14 protein-coding genes are annotated in these 19,097 nt (G+C 57.2%); 13 read left to right on the forward strand and 1 reads right to left on the reverse strand.

What is annotated here, in order from left to right; genetic code table 11:
* The first annotated feature begins 24 nt into the window (after positions 1-24).
* The 8 genes from syd to AB6V08_RS20320 all read left to right on the forward strand — a co-directional run bounded on the left by syd (position 25) and on the right by AB6V08_RS20320 (position 8,412).
* A complete protein-coding gene (gene syd, locus AB6V08_RS20285; RefSeq protein ID WP_368544609.1) occupies positions 25-570 on the forward strand; it encodes a SecY-interacting protein in 546 nt (181 codons plus the stop codon).
* Positions 571-1,196: 626 nt separating this feature from the next.
* Positions 1,197-1,526 carry a YqcC family protein gene (locus tag AB6V08_RS20290; RefSeq protein WP_368544610.1) on the forward strand — a complete coding sequence of 110 codons (330 nt, stop codon included), beginning with the start codon at positions 1,197-1,199 and terminating at the stop codon, positions 1,524-1,526.
* On the forward strand, positions 1,523-2,302 hold the full coding sequence (gene truC / locus AB6V08_RS20295) for a tRNA pseudouridine(65) synthase TruC (protein ID WP_368544611.1): 780 nt from the start codon (positions 1,523-1,525) through the stop codon (positions 2,300-2,302). Before AB6V08_RS20290 ends, truC begins: the two co-directional genes overlap by 4 nt.
* Positions 2,303-2,323: 21 nt before the next feature.
* Complete coding sequence (locus AB6V08_RS20300) at positions 2,324-2,773, forward strand: flavodoxin (protein ID WP_368544612.1); 450 nt, start codon at positions 2,324-2,326, stop codon at positions 2,771-2,773.
* A gap of 360 nt (positions 2,774-3,133) precedes the next feature.
* Positions 3,134-4,489: a galactarate/glucarate/glycerate transporter GudP gene (gene gudP / locus AB6V08_RS20305; protein ID WP_368544613.1), complete on the forward strand. Its 1,356-nt coding sequence runs from the start codon at positions 3,134-3,136 to the stop codon at positions 4,487-4,489.
* On the forward strand, positions 4,489-5,832 hold the full coding sequence (locus AB6V08_RS20310; RefSeq protein WP_368544658.1) for an enolase C-terminal domain-like protein: 1,344 nt from the start codon (positions 4,489-4,491) through the stop codon (positions 5,830-5,832). The genes gudP and AB6V08_RS20310 overlap by 1 nt, the downstream gene beginning before the upstream one ends.
* Before the next feature lie 12 nt (positions 5,833-5,844).
* Complete coding sequence (gene gudD, locus AB6V08_RS20315) at positions 5,845-7,182, forward strand: glucarate dehydratase (RefSeq protein WP_368544614.1); 1,338 nt, start codon at positions 5,845-5,847, stop codon at positions 7,180-7,182.
* 90 nt (positions 7,183-7,272) lie between these two features.
* The gene (locus AB6V08_RS20320; RefSeq protein ID WP_368544615.1) at positions 7,273-8,412 is read left to right on the forward strand and encodes a glycerate kinase; all 1,140 of its coding nucleotides are present in this window, start codon (positions 7,273-7,275) and stop codon (positions 8,410-8,412) included.
* 89 nt (positions 8,413-8,501) lie between these two features.
* On the opposite strand, the gene barA is transcribed toward AB6V08_RS20320, so the two are convergent.
* The gene (barA, locus tag AB6V08_RS20325) at positions 8,502-11,261 is read right to left on the reverse strand and encodes a two-component sensor histidine kinase BarA (RefSeq protein WP_368544616.1); all 2,760 of its coding nucleotides are present in this window, start codon (positions 11,259-11,261) and stop codon (positions 8,502-8,504) included.
* Between the two features lie 57 nt (positions 11,262-11,318).
* Between barA and rlmD the strand changes: the two genes are divergently transcribed.
* From rlmD to eno, 5 genes are all read left to right on the forward strand, one after another.
* A complete protein-coding gene (gene rlmD, locus AB6V08_RS20330; RefSeq protein WP_368544617.1) occupies positions 11,319-12,617 on the forward strand; it encodes a 23S rRNA (uracil(1939)-C(5))-methyltransferase RlmD in 1,299 nt (432 codons plus the stop codon).
* A 51-nt stretch (positions 12,618-12,668) separates the two neighbouring features.
* On the forward strand, positions 12,669-14,900 hold the full coding sequence (gene relA / locus AB6V08_RS20335; protein ID WP_368544618.1) for a GTP diphosphokinase: 2,232 nt from the start codon (positions 12,669-12,671) through the stop codon (positions 14,898-14,900).
* 68 nt (positions 14,901-14,968) lie between these two features.
* Positions 14,969-15,760 carry a nucleoside triphosphate pyrophosphohydrolase gene (mazG, locus tag AB6V08_RS20340; protein WP_368544619.1) on the forward strand — a complete coding sequence of 264 codons (792 nt, stop codon included), beginning with the start codon at positions 14,969-14,971 and terminating at the stop codon, positions 15,758-15,760.
* 223 nt (positions 15,761-15,983) lie between these two features.
* Complete coding sequence (gene pyrG, locus AB6V08_RS20345) at positions 15,984-17,621, forward strand: glutamine hydrolyzing CTP synthase (RefSeq protein WP_368544620.1); 1,638 nt, start codon at positions 15,984-15,986, stop codon at positions 17,619-17,621.
* Between the two features lie 82 nt (positions 17,622-17,703).
* Positions 17,704-18,999, forward strand: a complete 1,296-nt coding sequence (gene eno, locus AB6V08_RS20350; protein ID WP_368544621.1) for a phosphopyruvate hydratase — start codon at positions 17,704-17,706, stop codon at positions 18,997-18,999.
* The last annotated feature ends 98 nt before the right edge of the window (positions 19,000-19,097 follow it).

Here is a 19,097-nt window from a genome sequence, read left to right on the forward strand (position 1 = left end):
TGTCTTACGAGAAGAGAGAAATCGGTGGATATCGAAACTGCAAATGCCCTGACCGCCTTCACGACCCGCTACTGCGACGCCTGGCATGAAATTAAAGGAACCTGGCCGCAAAGCGTTGACTTATATGGCATTCCTTCGCCATGCATTATCTCAACTCTGGACGATTGTGTCATCTGGCAACCGAAACCGTTTACCGCAGAGCAGAATGTAAATGCGGTTGAACGCGCGATGGACATTGTGGTACAACCAGCGCTTCATGCGTTTTACACCACGCAATTCGCAGGGGATATGACTGCTCGCATTGATGGCTTATTGCTGACTTTGCTGCAGACATGGAGTGAAGACGATCTCCAGCGCGTTCAGGAGAATCTGATTGGTCACCTGGTGACGCAAAAGCGCCTTAAGCTTGCTCCGACGCTTTTTATTGCCACTCTCGACAGCGAGCTGGATGTGATTTCGGTTTGCAACCTGTCCGGCGAAGTGGTGAAAGAGACCATCGGCACCCGCAATCGCGACGTCCTCGCCCCCTCACTTGCGGATTTCCTTACCCGACTTGAGCCTGTTCTGTAATCCATCATGCTACAGCGCGTGTGAGAGATCTCTTACAAGGTTTGTGAGAGATCGCCGCCGGATTAAGCCTAGTCTCATCATTGGCTCAAAACTAACTTGCTGTATTTAAATGCTTTATTTTGATTTTTACGATTTTTCTGTGCGTTTCTTACTCCTGGAACGCTTACAGAGTGGGTTGTAAGACGAAGCGGAATAGCGGATTCTATCTCTGTCGACAGGAAGCCGACACGAGAAACGAACATCAGGATGATGGCGTTTCTTAACGAAGGACACGTCAGGACGGCGCTACAGGAAGGCTTCAGGATGAAGCAAGGAACACGCAGGACGCGTAAGGGACACCTCCAGGAAGGAGAAAGAGAGCCGGTCAGGATGGTCGGTGGGTCAGGAAGGCCAGGACGTTTCAGGATGAAACAATCACGTCAGGATGATGTGAGCAGGATGCAGAGGTTTACGGACGACCAGGCCCTCGGGCTTCAGGAAAAGTTGTCACGGATGAGCAGGGAGCACAAATTGTAGCTGGATTGCTGCGGAACGAACCGGGAGCACTGTTTATACAGTGCTCCCTTTTTTTTATTTCCCCTTCTAATGTTATGCTTCGCGCCATTACGTTTTTCCCCGAGGTTCTCATGACGCGTCACGATAGCGTTCGTGCCCAGTTGCACGCCATTGAAGCAGTTTTACGCCAACATCAGCACTGGCAGGCGATCTCTCCGCAGCCGGAAGCATTTGCCAGCACCCAACCTTTTTGCCTGGATACCCTGGAGCCTTTCGAGTGGCTGCAGTGGGTACTGATCCCACGGATGCACGCGCTGCTGGACGGCGCCCATCCGCTGCCGGAAGCCTTTGCCGTCGCGCCTTACTATGAAATGGCGCTGGATGCCGCGCATCCCACTCGCGAAGTTATTCTGGTGGAGCTGGAGCGGCTGGACGCGCTCTTTGCCGGTGACGCTGAATGACGCTTGAAATCCTCTATCAGGATGAATGGCTGGTGGCGGTCAATAAACCCTCTGGCTGGCTGGTACACCGCAGCTGGCTGGATCGCGATGAAAAAGTGGTGGTGATGCAGACCGTGCGCGACCAGATTGGTCAGCACGTTTTTACCGCGCACCGCCTCGACAGGCCGACCTCCGGCGTGTTGCTGATGGGGCTCTCCAGCGAAGCGGGGCGCCTTCTGTCGCAGCAGTTCGAACAGCACCAGATGCAGAAACGCTACCACGCCATCGTGCGCGGCTGGCTGACGGACGCCGCCACGCTCGATTATCCGCTGGTGGAAGAGCTGGATAAAATCGCCGATAAATTTGCCCGTGATGATAAAGGCCCGCAGCCTGCGGTGACCGATTATCGCGGCATGGCGACCACCGAAATGCCGGTTGCCACCAGCAAATTTCCCACCACGCGCTACAGCCTGGTTGAGCTTTTGCCCAAAACCGGGCGTAAGCACCAGCTTCGTCGTCACCTTGCGCATCTTCGCCACCCGATTATCGGCGACAGCAAGCACGGCGATTTGCGCCAGAACCGCAGCGCGGCGGAGCATTTCGGCTGCAATCGGCTGATGCTGCACGCCAGCGAACTGCGCCTCACGCACCCCTTTACCGGCGAGCCGCTGTCGATCCGTGCCGGGCTGGACGACGTCTGGATGCAGGCGCTGTCACAGTTTGGCTGGCGAGGACAACTCCCCGAAAATGAAAGGGTTGAGTTTGTGCCGGGCAACGTTCAGGATGAACAGCAATAGCGAAAATCAAGGGAGCAAAGCATGGCTGAAGTCGGCATTTTTGTGGGCACGATGTACGGTAACTCGCTGCTGGTGGCAGAAGAGGCCGAAGCGATTCTGGCGAATCAGGGACATAAAGCCACGGTTTATGAAGACCCCGAGCTTGCCGACTGGGAGAAGTACCAGGACAAGTACATCCTGGTGGTGACCTCGACGACCGGGCAGGGCGATCTGCCGGACAGCATTGTGCCTCTGTTCCAGGGCATCAAAGACCAGCTTGGCTATCAGCCGAACGTCCATTACGGCATCATCGCCCTGGGCGATAGCTCTTACGCCAACTTCTGCGGCGGCGGTAAGCAGTTCGATGCCCTGCTCCAGGAGCAGAGCGCTCAGCGCGTGGGCGAGATGCTGCTGATTGATGCCGGTGAACACCCCGAGCCGGAAAGCGAATCGAATCCGTGGGTTGAACACTGGGCGACGCTGCTCAAGTAACGCATACCCGGCGGCGCCGCGCTTGCACGAGTCTATGAATGCTGTAGGCCGTGCAAGCGAAGCCGACTCAGCCGCGACAGACCTCTCAAAATCCTCATTTCCGTGAAGTACCTTCCAGAGGTTTGGGCTTTTGCCCCAAACAACCTCTCCCCATCCATTCAATGTTGTGTTCATGCACGGTGAGGGAGCAACACCCCCTTACTTATACTTTTCCCGTCAGTTACCAAAATGCAGTGAGCAATAAAAAAACGGCATCAAGCCATACCAAAACTGCGAAACATTAACACCTCATTCTGATTACCCTACCGGTTGCGTTGTTCAGGATGAAACGGGCGAAAGCGATGATTCAGGAGTGCAACAATGAGTACATTAAGCCAAGCGGCGAGCAGCGCTGAGAAGCGCACCAATGCCCGCTACTGGATAGTGGTGATGCTGTTTATCGTCACATCCTTTAACTATGGTGACCGCGCCACGCTGTCGATTGCCGGTTCGGAAATGGCAAAAGATATCGGGCTTGATCCGGTTGGCATGGGTTACGTTTTCTCTGCGTTTTCATGGGCCTATGTAATTGGTCAAATCCCCGGCGGCTGGTTGCTTGACCGCTTCGGCTCCAAACGCGTCTACTTCTGGTCCATCTTTATCTGGTCGATGTTCACCCTGCTGCAGGGCTTCGTCGATATCTTCAGCGGCTTTGGCATTATCGTTGCGCTCTTTACCCTGCGTTTCCTGGTAGGGTTAGCGGAGGCGCCGTCCTTCCCAGGTAACAGCCGAATCGTGGCGGCCTGGTTCCCGGCGCAGGAGAGGGGAACGGCGGTGGCGATTTTCAACTCGGCGCAGTATTTCGCGACCGTTATCTTCGCACCGATTATGGGCTGGCTGACGCATGAGGTGGGCTGGTCACACGTCTTCTTCTTCATGGGCGGGCTGGGCATTATCATCAGCTTTATCTGGCTGAAAGCGATCCACGAACCGAACCAGCACCCTGGCGTGAACAAAAAAGAGCTGGAGTACATCGCCGAGGGCGGGGCGCTGATCAACATGGATCAGAAGAACGACAAAGCGAAGGTGCCGTTCAGCCAGAAGTGGGCGCAGATCAAACAGCTGGTTGGCTCGCGCATGATGATCGGCATTTACCTCGGCCAGTACTGTATCAACGCCTTAACCTACTTCTTTATTACCTGGTTCCCGGTCTATCTGGTGCAGGCGCGCGGCATGTCGATTCTGAAGGCGGGTTTTGTCGCCTCGATTCCGGCGATCTGCGGTTTTGTGGGCGGTGTGCTGGGCGGCGTGATTTCCGACTGGCTGATGCGCCGCACGGGCTCGCTGAATATCGCCCGTAAAACGCCCATCGTGCTGGGTATGCTGCTCTCGATGACCATGGTCTTTTGTAACTACGTCAGCGCCGAGTGGATGATTATCGGCTTTATGGCGATGGCCTTCTTCGGCAAAGGCATCGGTGCGCTGGGCTGGGCGGTGATGGCGGATACCGCGCCGAAAGAGATCAGCGGCCTGAGCGGTGGCCTGTTTAACATGTTCGGTAACATCTCCGGGATTGTGACTCCGATTGCTATCGGTTACATCGTCGGCACCACCGGCTCCTTTAACGGCGCGCTGATTTACGTTGGTGTTCACGCGCTGGTGGCGGTGCTGAGCTATCTGGTGCTGGTGGGAGATATCAAGCGTATCGAACTTAAACCCGTAACGGAGCGTGGATGATGACGACTCAGGCAAGCCCCGTTGTGACCGACATGAAGGTCATTCCGGTAGCCGGACAGGACAGTATGCTGCTCAACATTGGCGGCGCGCACAATGCCTGGTTTACCCGCAACATTGTGGTACTCACCGACAGCGCCGGTCACACCGGCGTGGGCGAAGCGCCGGGCGGCGAGGTTATCTATCAAACGCTGCTGGACGCCGTTCCGCAGGTGGTCGGGCAGGAAGTGGCCCGCCTGAACAAGGTGGTGCAGCGGGTGCACAAGGGCAACCAGTCTGCCGATTTCGACACCTTCGGCAAGGGCGCCTGGACCTTTGAGCTGCGGGTTAACGCGGTGGCCGCACTGGAAGCGGCGCTGCTCGACCTGCTGGGCAAGGCCCTCAACGTGCCGGTCTGCGAGCTGCTCGGGCCAGGTAAACAGCGCGATGCGGTGACGGTGCTGGGGTATCTCTTCTACGTGGGCGATCGGCGTAAAACCGATCTGCCGTATCTGGAAAACTCGCCCGGAAGCCACGAGTGGTATCACCTGCGCCATCAGGAGGCGCTGACCAGCGACGCCGTGGTGCGTTTGGCGGAGGCGGCGCAGGATCGCTACGGCTTTAAGGATTTCAAGCTGAAAGGCGGCGTGCTGCCGGGTGAGCAGGAGATTGAAAGCGCTCGGGCGCTGAAAAAACGCTTCCCGGACGCGCGGATCACCGTCGACCCGAACGGCGCGTGGCTGCTCGATGAAGCCATCGCCCTGTGCAAAGGCCTGGGCGATGTGCTGACCTACGCGGAAGATCCGTGCGGGGCGGAGCAGGGCTTCTCCGGGCGCGAAGTGATGGCGGAGTTCCGCCGCGCGACCGGGCTGCCGGTAGCGACCAATATGATCGCCACCAACTGGCGGGAAATGGGCCATGCGGTAATGCTTAACTCGGTGGATATCCCGCTGGCGGATCCGCACTTCTGGACGCTCTCCGGCGCGGTGCGGGTGGCGCAGCTTTGCGACGACTGGGGCCTGACCTGGGGCTGCCACTCCAATAACCACTTTGATATTTCGCTGGCGATGTTCACCCACGTTGGCGCTGCGGCGCCGGGTAACCCGACCGCGATTGATACGCACTGGATCTGGCAGGAGGGTGAAGCCCGCCTGACGAAAAATCCGCTGGAGATTAAAAACGGCCAGATTGCCGTACCGGATGCGCCGGGGCTTGGCGTGGAGATCGACTGGGATCGGATCCACATCGCGCATGAGGCCTACAAAAAGCTGCCGGGCGGCGCGCGCAACGACGCGGGCCCGATGCAATACCTGATCCCCGGCTGGACATTCGATCGTAAACGCCCTGTTTTTGGACGTCACTCTTAAAAGGATTAAACGATGAGCACTTTTTCTACCCCAGTAGTTACTTCCATGCAGATCATTCCGGTGGCGGGCTATGACAGCATGCTGATGAACCTGAGCGGTGCGCACGCGCCGTTCTTTACCCGCAACATTGTGATTATCAAAGATAACTCCGGGCACACCGGCGTGGGTGAAATTCCGGGCGGCGAAAAGATCCGCCAGACGCTGGAAGAGGCTATTCCGCTGGTGGTGGGTAAACCGCTGGGCGAATACAAAAACGTGCTGAACGCCGTGCGAGGTGCCTTTGCCGATCGCGACGCGGGCGGGCGCGGGCTGCAAACCTTTGATCTGCGCACCACCATTCACGTTGTGACCGGGATTGAAGCCGCGATGCTCGATCTGCTCGGCCAGCACCTGGGCGTTAACGTCGCTTCTCTGCTCGGCGACGGGCAGCAGCGCAGCGAAGTGGAGATGCTTGGCTATCTGTTCTTCGTGGGGAACCGCAAGCTGACGCCGCTGGCGTATCAGAGCCAGCCGGATGAGAAATGCGACTGGTATCGAATTCGTCACGACGAGGCGATGACCCCGGATGCGGTGGTGCGCCTGGCGGAAGCCGCTTACGAAAAATACGGCTTTAACGATTTCAAACTCAAGGGCGGCGTGCTGGCGGGTGAAGAAGAGGCCGAAGCCATTTCTGCCCTGGCAAAACGCTTCCCGCAGGCGCGCGTGACGCTGGATCCGAACGGTGCCTGGTCGCTCGACGAAGCGATTAAAATTGGCAAGCAGCTGAAAGGCGTGCTGGCCTACGCGGAAGATCCGTGCGGCGCAGAGCAGGGCTTCTCCGGTCGCGAAGTGATGGCAGAGTTCCGCCGCGCTACCGGCCTGCCGACGGCAACGAACATGATCGCCACCGACTGGCGTCAGATGGGGCACACGCTCTCCCTCCAGTCCGTGGACATTCCTCTGGCCGACCCGCACTTCTGGACGATGCAGGGCTCGGTGCGCGTCGCGCAGATGTGCCACGAGTTTGGCCTGACCTGGGGCTCGCACTCCAACAACCACTTCGACGTGTCGCTGGCGATGTTTACCCACGTTGCGGCCGCGGCGCCGGGCACGATCACCGCGATCGATACCCACTGGATCTGGCAGGAAGGCAACCAGCGCCTGACCAAACAGCCGTTTGAGATCAAGGGCGGCATGGTGCAGGTGCCGTCCACGCCGGGTCTGGGCGTTGAGCTGGATATGGATCGGGTGATGAAAGCCCATGAGCTGTACCAGCAACACGGTCTTGGCGCGCGTGACGATGCGATGGCGATGCAGTATCTGATCCCGAACTGGACCTTCAACAACAAACGCCCTTGCATGGTGCGTTAAGCGTTATCCAGCCGGTTCCTGCGGGAATCGGCATTTTCGCAAGCTGGGCGGGTGTATGCTTAACGTAGTAAACATGCGTAAGGATGGCTTATGAAAATTGTTATCGCACCGGACTCGTATAAGGAAAGTTTGAGTGCTCTTGAGGTGGCGACAGCGATAGAGCAGGGCTTTCGCGAGATTTTCCCGTCGGCGCAGTACGTCAAGCTGCCGGTTGCGGACGGGGGCGAAGGCACCGTAGAAGCGATGGTCGCGGCGACCCACGGGCGGATTGTCCTTGTGCCCGTCACGGGCCCGCTGGGCGAGCGCGTCGAGGGCTTCTATGGGCTATCCGGCGATGAACAAAGCGCGTTTATTGAAATGGCGGCAGCAAGCGGCCTTGAGCTGGTCGCACCCTCCCAACGAAATCCCTTAAAAACAACCTCCTGGGGAACCGGTGAACTCATCCGTCACGCGCTGGATGTGGGGGTAAAACATATCATTATTGGCATTGGCGGCAGCGCGACCAACGACGGCGGCGCGGGTATGGTGCAGGCGCTGGGCGCCAGTCTCGTTGATGAACAGGGGCTGGCTATCGGGCCCGGCGGCGGCGAGCTGAAAAAGCTGGCACGCATTGACGTGAGCGGTCTCGACCCGCGTCTGGCGGAGTGCCGGATAGAGGTGGCTTGCGACGTCACGAACCCGCTGACCGGCGAAGAGGGGGCCTCGGCGGTGTTTGGCCCGCAAAAAGGCGCTACGCCTGAGATGATCGCCACCCTCGATAGCGCGCTTGCCCACTACGCGCAGGTCATTGCCCGGGATCTGGATTTGGACGTGCTGAATCTGGCTGGCGGCGGCGCGGCGGGGGGAATGGGCGCGGCGCTGTATGCGTTCTGCGGCGCGCAGCTGCGCCAGGGTATCGAAATCGTCACCGACGCGCTGCATCTGGACGAGCAGGTTGCCGATGCGGATCTTGTCATTACCGGCGAAGGGCGCATCGACAGCCAGACCATCCACGGCAAGGTCCCGGTTGGGGTGGCGAAGGTCGCCAAACGCTATGGCAAACCGGTTATCGGCATTGCCGGCAGCCTGACGGCGGACGTGGGCGTGGTGCATGACCACGGCATCGACGCGGTGTTTAGCGTGATTTATACCGTCTGCTCGCTGGAAGATGCGCTGGAAAACGCCCGGGAAAATGTGCAGATGGCCGCGAGGAATATCGCGGCGGTGTTAAGCGTCGGGCAGGCATTTTAACGGTGATTACCGGGCGGGGGGCCCGCCTTGCCCGGCTTTTACTCGTGCTCTAATCAATCCGAAAGGCGTTGCGCCACCGGGCTTTTACCTCAGCTTCCCAGCACCTTTGTGGCTTCCCGCGTCACGTTGTCCATCTCGTCGAGCAGCTCCAGAAACTCCGGCTCAAGCTCGGACTCCGGCGTACCCGCCCGCAGCTGCTGCTCCAGCAGCTGACACAGGTTTTTCAGCCGCGGTACGCCGCTGTAGCCGCAGCTTCCGTGCAGCTTGTGGATAGCGCCCAGCAGATCTTCCGGGTTTTCCCCCACCAGCTGCTCCTCCACCTTGTTGCGGATCTCCGGCAGAAACGCGATCAGCATTTGCAGCATGTCGCGCGCCAAATCCGGCTTACCCGCCGCCTGACGCAGGGCCAGCTGCCAGTCGAAGGTGGCGTTAGGGTTGATCGCTATCTCGGCCGTTTCTGTTGAAGCAACGTATGTGCCACCAATATGTCCCGGCTTATAGCGCAGCAGCAGGCTGTGCAGCTTCTCTTCATCAATAGGTTTTGCCAGATAATCATTCATCCCGGCGCTGAGGAGCTTCTCTTTCTGCCCCGCCATCGCGTGCGCCGTGACGGCAATCACCGGCGTCTGCTGCTGATGCGGAAGCTGGCGGATCAGCTCGCAGGCGCGGATGCCGTCCATACCCGGCATCTGAATATCCATCAGGATCAGGTCGAACTGCATCTGTTTGGCCCGATCGACCGCTTGCGCGCCGCTGGCGCAAAGCTCCACGTGCTGCACCTGATCCTCCAGCAGAACGCCGATAAGCTTCAGGTTCGCCGGGTTATCGTCCACCGCCATCACGCTCATCGGCAGCTTCTGTTCGTCGCTGACCAGCGGCAGCGCGTGCTGGCTCAGACGGCAATACTCCGTCAGCGCGGGCAGGAGGCGGGTTGCGGTGAGCGGTTTCAGCAGGCAGGCGGCGGCACCGTCGTTTTTCAGCTCTTCGGCGTTGATCTGCGCGTGGCACGGCAGCGCCAGCAGCAGGTAATCGGTCATCGACGCGGCCTTCGCCAGCCGCTCCTGCTGCATCGTCAGCTCGCCGGTGAAGGTCACCGGAATGCCCATCAGCAGAATGTCGTAATGGTCTTCGGCCAGCGCAGAGAAGGTCGGGCTGTAGATAATCTCCAGCGGCGTTGTGCTTAGCACGTCCAGCGTGCTCTGCGCCGCGGCGGCGTTTGGCTCCACGTAGGCCAGACGCATCCCTTTCAGGCAGTCCGTGATGGGGCCATCCGTCAGCACGTTCGGATTGAGGTCGAGGTTGATGTGGAACCAGAAGGTCGAGCCGCGGTTTGGCTGGCTATGGAAGGAGATATCCCCGCCCATCTCTTTCACCAGTTTTTGGGTGATCACCAGCCCAAGCCCCGTGCCGCCGTGACGGCGGGAAATGCTGGCATCCGCCTGACGGAAGGCCTGGAACAGGCGCGACTGGTCACGCTCGGGAATACCAATCCCCGTGTCGCGGATCTGCACTTCAATCTGCACCTTGTTGTTGCTGATGGCGCGCTTCTCCACCAGAACGTCGATATTGCCGCTCTCGGTGAACTTAATGGCGTTGCCCACCAGATTGGTGATCACCTGCTGCAGGCGCAGCGGATCGCCGATCACGTTATCCGGCACGTCATTTTTAATATTTAGCGTCAGCTCCAGCCCTTTATCGTGGGAGGAGTGGGCCAGAAGCGTCACCACCTCATCCAGGGTGCTGCGCAGCGGGAACGGAATGCTTTCCAGAATCAGCTTGCCCGCTTCCAGCTTGGAGAAGTCCAGCACGTCGTTAATGATGGCCAGCAGGTTGTTCGCGGAGCGTTCAATAGTGTGCAGGTGGTCGCGCTGGGTCGGGTTCAGCTCGCTTTTCAGCGTCAGGCGGGTAAAGCCGATCACGCCGTTGAGCGGCGTGCGCAGCTCATGGGACATATTGGCGAGGAACTCGGATTTAATGCGCGCGGCTTCCTGGGCGCGTTTTTTCGCCAGGTCCAGCTCGACGTTCTGGATCTCCATCTGCTCCAGCGTTTCGCGCAGATCGGAGGTGGCCTGGTCAACGTTGTGCTGCATCTCCTCGTGATAGGCCGCCAGCGACATCGCCATCGAGTTAATGCCGTTTTTCAGCATATCCAGCTCGCCCAGCATAAAACCTTCAACGCGGCTGTCGAGCTGCCCGCGTCGGATACGGTCAACGGTATTCACCATATTGCGGATGGGCCCGGTGACGTCGCGCATCAATCGCCAGCCGAAAATCAGGGCGATACCGATACAAAAAAGCATCATCACGCCGGAGATGAAAATTTCTTTGTACTGTTGCAGGCGAACGGACTTGAGATCCAGCTCCAGCGCCACATATCCCAGCATATTATTGCTGGACTTGGCATCGGACGTTACGGATTCATCAGGTGAATAGCTTTCCGAAATAATGGGCGTGCGCAGGATCATGATATCGCCGCGCCGCATCACGCTGAGATGGCGCGGGAACGGGGATCCGTCCGGGATTTTTAGCTCCGCCGGGTCGAGATGAAAATTCGAGGTGACGAACAGGCGGTTGTGCTCATCGTAGACCGAGATCGCGCGTACGATGTCGGAGTGGCGACGGTGAAGCACGCTGATAAGCTGACCAATGGATTCACGGTTTTGCAGGTTCATGCCGTATTCGCTGGATACCGCCAGCGGCTCGATAATGCTGGCGCCAGCGTCTTCAAGCTGTCGCTGCAAATCGTTATAGCGATGCACCACAAAGAAGATACTCAGCAGCAAACCGATCAGAACGGTGGGGGCGAGGATCAAAATCATCATGCGCGCACGCAGGCTGTAGTTGGTCATGGAGTTCCGTTATGGGACAATTAAGAAAATTATGTTTATTTGAGAACAATCTCGGCGATGGCGCAATTCTACTCTGCAAAGCGACGCGTGACGACGCGTCAGATCATAACTGTTGAAGCCACTGACCTCGATCCCTTTGGTCAGGGGGTGGCGCGTCACAATGGTAAGGCTTTGTTTATAACAGGTTTGCTGCCTGAAGAACGAGCAGAAATTACCCTGACGGAAGAGAAACGTCAGTATGCGCGCGGTCAGGTTAAGCGTCGCCTTAATGATAGCCCTGAACGCGTGGTGCCGCGCTGCCCGCACTTCGGCGTCTGCGGTGGCTGCCAGCAGCAGCACGCCAGCGTGGCGCTGCAGCAAAAAAGCAAAAGCAGCGCCCTGGCGCGCCTGATCAAGCATGACGTTAACGACATCATTGCCGATCGGCCCTGGGGCTACCGCCGTCGCGCCCGTCTGAGCCTGAACTATCAGCCTAAAACCGGGCAGCTGGAAATGGGCTTTCGCAGGGCGGGGTCGAGCGACATCGTCAATATCAAACAGTGCCCCATTTTGGTGCCCCGCCTTGAGGCATTGCTCCCGGACGTGCGCCAATGCCTCTCCGGGCTGGATGGCGTTCGTCATCTTGGGCACGTGGAGCTGGTGCTGGCGAACAACGGCCCGCTGATGGTGCTGCGCCACACTGCACCGCTATCGAACAAAGATCGTGAAAAACTGGAACGCTTTTCGCATTCCAGTGAACTCGCGCTTTTCCTGGCACCGCAAAGCGAGATACTTGAGCAGGTTACGGGAGAGGCTCCCTGGTATGCGTCAAACGGGCTACGCTTAACGTTCAGCCCGCGGGATTTCATTCAGGTGAACGACGGCGTCAACCAGCAGATGATAGAAAAAGCGCTGGCGTGGCTGGACGTGCAGCCGGGCGACCGGGTGCTCGATCTCTTCTGCGGGATGGGCAACTTTACGCTGCCGTTAGCGCAGAAAGCGGCAAGCGTGGTCGGCGTTGAAGGCGTCGAGGCGCTGGTAGCCAAAGGCCAGGAGAACGCCCGGCAGAATGGCTTGCAAAATGTGACATTCTTTCATCAAAACCTGGAGGAAGATGTCACCCGACAGCCGTGGGCGAAGCAGGGCTTTGATAAAATTTTACTCGACCCGGCGCGCGCGGGTGCGCCGGGCGTGATGCAGCACATTATTAAACTTGCACCCGAGCGCGTGGTTTATGTTTCCTGTAACCCGGCCACGCTTGCTCGCGATAGCGAGACGTTAACCCAGGCGGGTTACCAGATTCAGCGGCTGGCAATGCTGGACATGTTCCCGCACACTGGGCATCTGGAGTCAATGGTGTTGTTTGAGCACATCTAATTAGTTTGGCTTGTCGACTTCGACAGGCCCTGGTCCCTAAAGGAGAGGACGATGGTTGCGGTAAGAAGTGCACATCTTAATAAAGCTGGTGAGTTTGACCCACAAAAATGGATAGCAAGTCTGGGGATTTCCAGCCAGCAGTCGTGTGAACGCTTAACCGAAACCTGGGCATATTGTCTGCGCACCACGCAGGGGCATCCAGATGCCGGGCTGCTGCTGTGGCGCGGTATCGAAATGGTCGAAATCCTCTCCATGCTCAGCATGGACATCGAAACGCTGCAGGCGGCGCTGCTGTTCCCGCTGGCAGATGCGGAAGTGGTCACCGAAGACGTTCTGCGTGAAAGCGTGGGGAAATCCGTCGTTGCGCTCATTCACGGCGTGCGCGATATGGCGGCCATTCGCCAGCTCAAGGCAACCCATACCGATTCTGTCTCCTCAGAACAGGTTGATAACGTCCGCCGCATGCTGCTGGCAATGGTGGACGATTTCCGCTGCGTGGTGATCAAGCTTGCCGAGCGGGTGGCGCACCTGCGCGAGGTCAAAGACGCGCCGGAAGACGAACGCGTTCTGGCCGCGAAAGAGTGCACCAACATCTATGCGCCGCTGGCGAACCGTCTGGGTATCGGCCAGCTCAAATGGGAGCTGGAGGACTACTGCTTCCGCTATCTGCACCCGGCGGAATACAAACGTATTGCGAAACTGCTGCACGAGCGCCGTATTGACCGCGAACACTACATCGACGAGTTCGTGGGCGGTCTGCGCGCCTCAATGAAAGAAGAGGGCGTGAAGGCGGAGGTTTACGGTCGTCCGAAGCACATCTACAGCATCTGGCGCAAAATGCAGAAAAAGCACCTCGCGTTTGACGAGCTGTTCGACGTGCGCGCGGTGCGCATCGTGGCGGAACGTTTGCAGGACTGCTACGCCGCGCTGGGGATAGTGCATACTCACTTCCGCCATCTGCCAGATGAGTTCGATGACTACGTCGCCAACCCAAAACCGAACGGCTATCAGTCTATTCATACCGTGGTGCTCGGCCCCGGCGGTAAAACCGTTGAGATTCAGATCCGCACTAAGCAGATGCATGAGGATGCCGAGCTGGGGGTTGCCGCCCACTGGAAATACAAAGAGGGCACGTCCAGCGGGACGCGCTCCGGCCACGAAGATCGTATCGCCTGGCTGCGCAAGCTGATTGCGTGGCAGGAAGAGATGGCCGACTCCGGCGAGATGCTCGACGAGGTGCGCAGCCAGGTCTTCGATGACCGGGTGTATGTCTTTACCCCGAAAGGGGACGTGGTTGACCTGCCGGCAGGCTCCACGCCGCTCGACTTTGCGTATCACATCCACAGCGATGTCGGGCACCGCTGCATCGGGGCTAAAATCGGCGGGCGCATTGTGCCGTTCACCTATCAGCTGCAGATGGGCGATCAGATTGAAATCATCACCCAGAAGCAGCCGAACCCGAGCCGCGACTGGCTGAACCCGAACCTGGGCTATGTCACCACCAGCCGCGGGCGCTCCAAAATTCACGCCTGGTTCCGCAAGCAGGATCGCGACAAAAACATCCTTGCCGGTCGCCAGATCCTCGACGACGAGCTGGAGCACGTTGGGATTAGCCTCAAGGAGGCCGAAAAGCACCTACTGGCGCGCTACAACTTCAACGAGCTGGACGAGCTGTTGGCGGCGATTGGCGGCGGGGATATCCGTCTGAATCAGATGGTCAATTTCCTGCAGGCGCAGTTCAACAAGCCGAGCGCGGAAGAGCAGGATGCCGCGGCGCTGAAGCAGCTTCAGCAGAAGACCTACGCGCCGCAGCAGCGCAGCAAAGACAACGGGCGCGTGGTGGTGGAAGGCGTGGGCAATCTGATGCACCACATTGCCCGCTGCTGCCAGCCGATTCCGGGCGACGACATTGTGGGCTTTATTACCCAGGGCCGCGGGATCTCTATCCACCGCTCAGACTGCGACCAGCTTGCCGAACTGCAGTCTCACGCGCCGGAGCGTATCGTCGACGCGGTGTGGGGTGAGAGCTACTCGGCGGGCTATTCGCTGGTGGTGCGCGTTACGGCCAACGATCGCAGCGGGTTACTGCGTGATATCACCACTATCCTCGCCAACGAAAAGGTCAACGTGCTGGGCGTTGCCAGCCGCAGCGATACCCGCGAGCAGCTTGCTACCATCGACATGACCATCGAAATCTACAACCTGCAGGTGCTTGGCCGCGTGCTGGCTAAGCTGAACCAGGTGCCGGATGTGATTGACGCGCGTCGTCTGCACGGCGGTTAAGACACTCTCATCTGTAAGCCGGGTAAGGCCACGCCGCCGCCCGGCTTTATTATTTAATGGAAAAGACCATGACCCAAATCGACCGCCTGCTTGGCATCATGAAGCGCCTTCGCGACCCGGAAAACGGCTGTCCGTGGGATAAAGAGCAGACTTTCGCCACCATCGCGCCTTACACCCTTGAAGAAACCTACGAAGTGCTGGACGCCATCTCCCGCGAGGATTTCGACGACCTGCGCGGTGAGCTGGGCGATCTGCTGTTCCAGGTGGTGTTCTACGCGCAGATGGCGCAAGAAGAAGGGCGCTTCAACTTCGACGATATTTGTGCGGCCATCAGCGAGAAACTCGAGCGCCGCCACCCGCATATCTTTGGTGACGCGACGGCGGGTAACAGCGCTGAGGTGCTGACGCGCTGGGAGCAGATCAAAAGCGCGGAGCGGGCTGAAAAATCGCAGCACTCGGCCCTGGATGACATCCCGCTGAACCTGCCCGCGCTGATGCGCGCGCATAAAATTCAGAAACGCTGCTCGACGGTCGGTTTTGACTGGACATCCCTCGGCCCGGTGCTGGAAAAAGTGCACGAAGAGATTGACGAAGTTATGCACGAAGCGCAGCAGGCGGTAGTCGATGAAGCGAAGCTGGAAGAGGAGATGGGCGACCTGCTGTTCGCGACGGTGAATCTTTCGCGCCATCTGGGCGTAAAAGCGGAAACCGCGCTGCAAAAAGCCAACATTAAGTTTGAACGTCGTTTTCGCGAAGTTGAGCGGATAGTCGCCTCCCGAGGCCTGGAAATGACCGGCGTGGACCTCGATGTGATGGAAGAAGTGTGGCAGGAAGTAAAACGCCAGGAATCTGATCTCTAACGGATTTTTGCGATCAAGCGCAATTTGTGTGATTTTTTAAATGACAAGCGCTTGATTTGCGTCAAAAACATTTACCCAAAAGGGGCTATTTTCTCACTCCTTATGTTTGTCATAGCCTGGAATGGAGAGGGAGAATGAAAGTTTGTGGCGCTCGCTGTGTTCGGGTATACTACTTTCCCGTCCTGGTTATTCCATCGTTTCACCCTAACTTCTCAGGTTCAGCATGACAACGAACTATATTTTTGTGACCGGCGGGGTCGTATCCTCTCTGGGTAAAGGCATTGCCGCAGCCTCCCTCGCAGCCATTCTTGAAGCCCGTGGCCTCAATGTGACCATGATGAAACTGGATCCGTACATCAATGTCGATCCTGGCACCATGAGCCCAATCCAACACGGGGAAGTGTTCGTTACTGAAGACGGCGCTGAAACCGATCTGGATCTTGGCCACTACGAGCGTTTCATCCGTACCAAAATGACGCGTCGCAACAACTTTACGACGGGTCGTATCTACTCCGACGTTCTGCGTAAAGAGCGCCGCGGTGACTATCTGGGCGCGACCGTACAGGTTATCCCGCACATCACTAACGCCATCAAAGAACGCGTACTGGCGGGTGGCGAAGGCCACGACGTTGTGCTGGTTGAAATCGGCGGTACTGTCGGTGATATCGAATCCCTGCCGTTCCTCGAAGCGATTCGCCAGCTGGCCGTAGACATCGGTCGTGAACATGCGCTGTTCATGCACCTGACGCTGGTGCCTTACATGGCAGCCGCAGGCGAAGTGAAAACCAAACCGACTCAGCACTCTGTTAAAGAGCTGCTGTCCATCGGTATTCAGCCAGATATCCTGGTTTGCCGCTCCGATCGCGCTGTACCGGCTAACGAACGTGCGAAAATTGCATTGTTCTGTAACGTGCCGGAAAAAGCCGTTATTTCAATGAAAGACGTCGATTCCATTTATAAAATTCCGGGCCTGTTGAAATCACAGGGGCTGGACGATTATATTTGTAAACGATTCAGCTTGAACTGTCCGGAAGCCAATCTGTCTGAATGGGAACAGGTTATCTTCGAAGAAGCGAACCCGGCGGGCGAAGTGACTATCGGTATGGTCGGCAAGTACATCGAACTGCCGGATGCCTATAAGTCCGTGATCGAAGCCCTGAAACACGGTGGTCTGAAAAACCGCGTTTCTGTGAACATCAAGCTGATCGACTCTCAGGACGTTGAAACGCGCGGCGTTGAAATCCTGAAAGATCTGGATGCGATCCTGATCCCTGGCGGCTTCGGCTACCGTGGTGTAGAAGGCAAAATCGCAACCGCGCGCTATGCACGTGAAAACAATATTCCATATCTCGGCATTTGCCTGGGTATGCAGGTTGCACTGATTGAGTTTGCACGCAACGTCGTTGGCATGGAAAACGCCAACTCGACGGAATTTGTGCCAGACTGTAAGTACCCTGTAGTAGCGCTGATTACTGAATGGCGTGACGAAGACGGCAACGTTGAAGTCCGTACTGAGAAAAGCGATCTGGGTGGTACGATGCGTCTTGGCGCTCAGGCTTGCCAGCTCTCTGATGACAGCCTGGTTCGTCAGATGTACGGTGAGCCAACCATTACCGAACGCCATCGTCATCGCTACGAAGTCAACAACATGTTGTTGAAACAAATTGAAGCTGCGGGCCTGCGTGTTGCGGGCCGTTCCGGGGATGATCAGTTAGTCGAGATCATTGAGGTGCCAAACCATCCGTGGTTCGTTGCCTGCCAATTCCACCCGGAATTTACTTCAACGCCGCGTGACGGGCATCCGCTGTTTGCTGGCTTCGTGAAAGCCGCCAGCGAGTACCAGAAGCGTCAGGCGAAGTAAAAAAAGTTAGAACGGCAACGCGTACCTTTGGTACGCGTTGTTTGTCTGGAGTTTTAGTTTAACTTGTACTGAGGAAAATCTAATGTCCAAAATCGTTAAAGTCATCGGTCGTGAAATCATCGACTCCCGTGGTAACCCGACCGTTGAAGCCGAAGTTCATCTGGAAGGTGGTTTCGTCGGTATGGCAGCTGCTCCATCAGGTGCTTCTACTGGTTCCCGCGAAGCGCTGGAACTGCGCGATGGCGACAAATCCCGTTTCATGGGCAAAGGCGTACTGAAAGCTGTTGGCGCTGTAAACGGTCCTATTGCTCAGGCAATCATTGGCAAAGACGCCAAAGACCAGGCTGGCATCGACAAGATCATGATCGATCTGGACGGTACTGAAAACAAATCTAACTTCGGTGCGAACGCAATCCTGGCTGTGTCTCTGGCAAACGCCAAAGCAGCAGCAGCCGCTAAAGGTCAGCCACTGTTCGAACACATCGCTGAACTGAACGGCACCCCAGGCAAATACTCCATGCCAGTACCAATGATGAACATCATCAACGGTGGTGAGCACGCAGATAACAACGTTGATATTCAGGAATTCATGATTCAGCCAGTTGGCGCGAAATCCCTGAAAGAAGCGGTACGTATGGGTTCTGAAGTGTTCCACAACCTGGCTAAAGTTCTGAAAGCTAAAGGTATGAACACTGCTGTTGGTGACGAAGGTGGCTATGCGCCAAACCTGGGTTCTAACGCAGAAGCTCTGGCAGTAATCGCAGAAGCTGTTAAAGCAGCTGGCTACGAGCTGGGCAAAGACATCACCCTGGCGATGGACTGTGCAGCATCTGAATTCTACAAAGACGGTAAATACGTTCTGGCTGGCGAAGGCAACAAAGCATTCACCTCCGAAGAATTCACTCACTTCCTGGAAGACCTGACCAAACAGTACCCAATCGTTTCTATCGAAGACGGTCTGGACGAGTCTGACTGGACTGGTTTCGCATACCAGACCAAAGTACTGGGCGACAAAATCCAGCTGGTTGGTGACGATCTGTTCGTAACCAACACTAAGATCCTGAAAGAAGGCATCGAGAAAGGCATCGTTAACTCCATCCTGATCAAATTCAACCAGATCGGTTCTCTGACCGAAACTCTGGCTGCGATCAAAATGGCGAAAGACGCTGGCTACACCGCTGTGATCTCTCACCGTTCTGGTGAAACTGAAGACGCTACCATCGCTGACCTGGCTGTTGGTACCGCTGCTGGCCAGATCAAAACCGGTTCTATGAGCCGTTCTGACCGTGTTGCTAAATACAACCAGCTGATTCGTATCGAAGAAGCGCTGGGCGAAAAAGCACCATACAACGGTCGTAAAGAGATCAAAGGTCAGTAATTCTGAACCTTAATCTTTAGAAAAAACCCGCTTCGGCGGGTTTTTTTATGTCCGCGTTAAAGCAGCTCCCGCACATGATCTTCAGGGCAACATCTGCG

The sequence above is a fragment of the Enterobacter soli genome (assembly GCF_964208575.1).
Taxonomy (GTDB): Bacteria; Pseudomonadota; Gammaproteobacteria; order Enterobacterales; family Enterobacteriaceae; genus Enterobacter; species Enterobacter soli_A.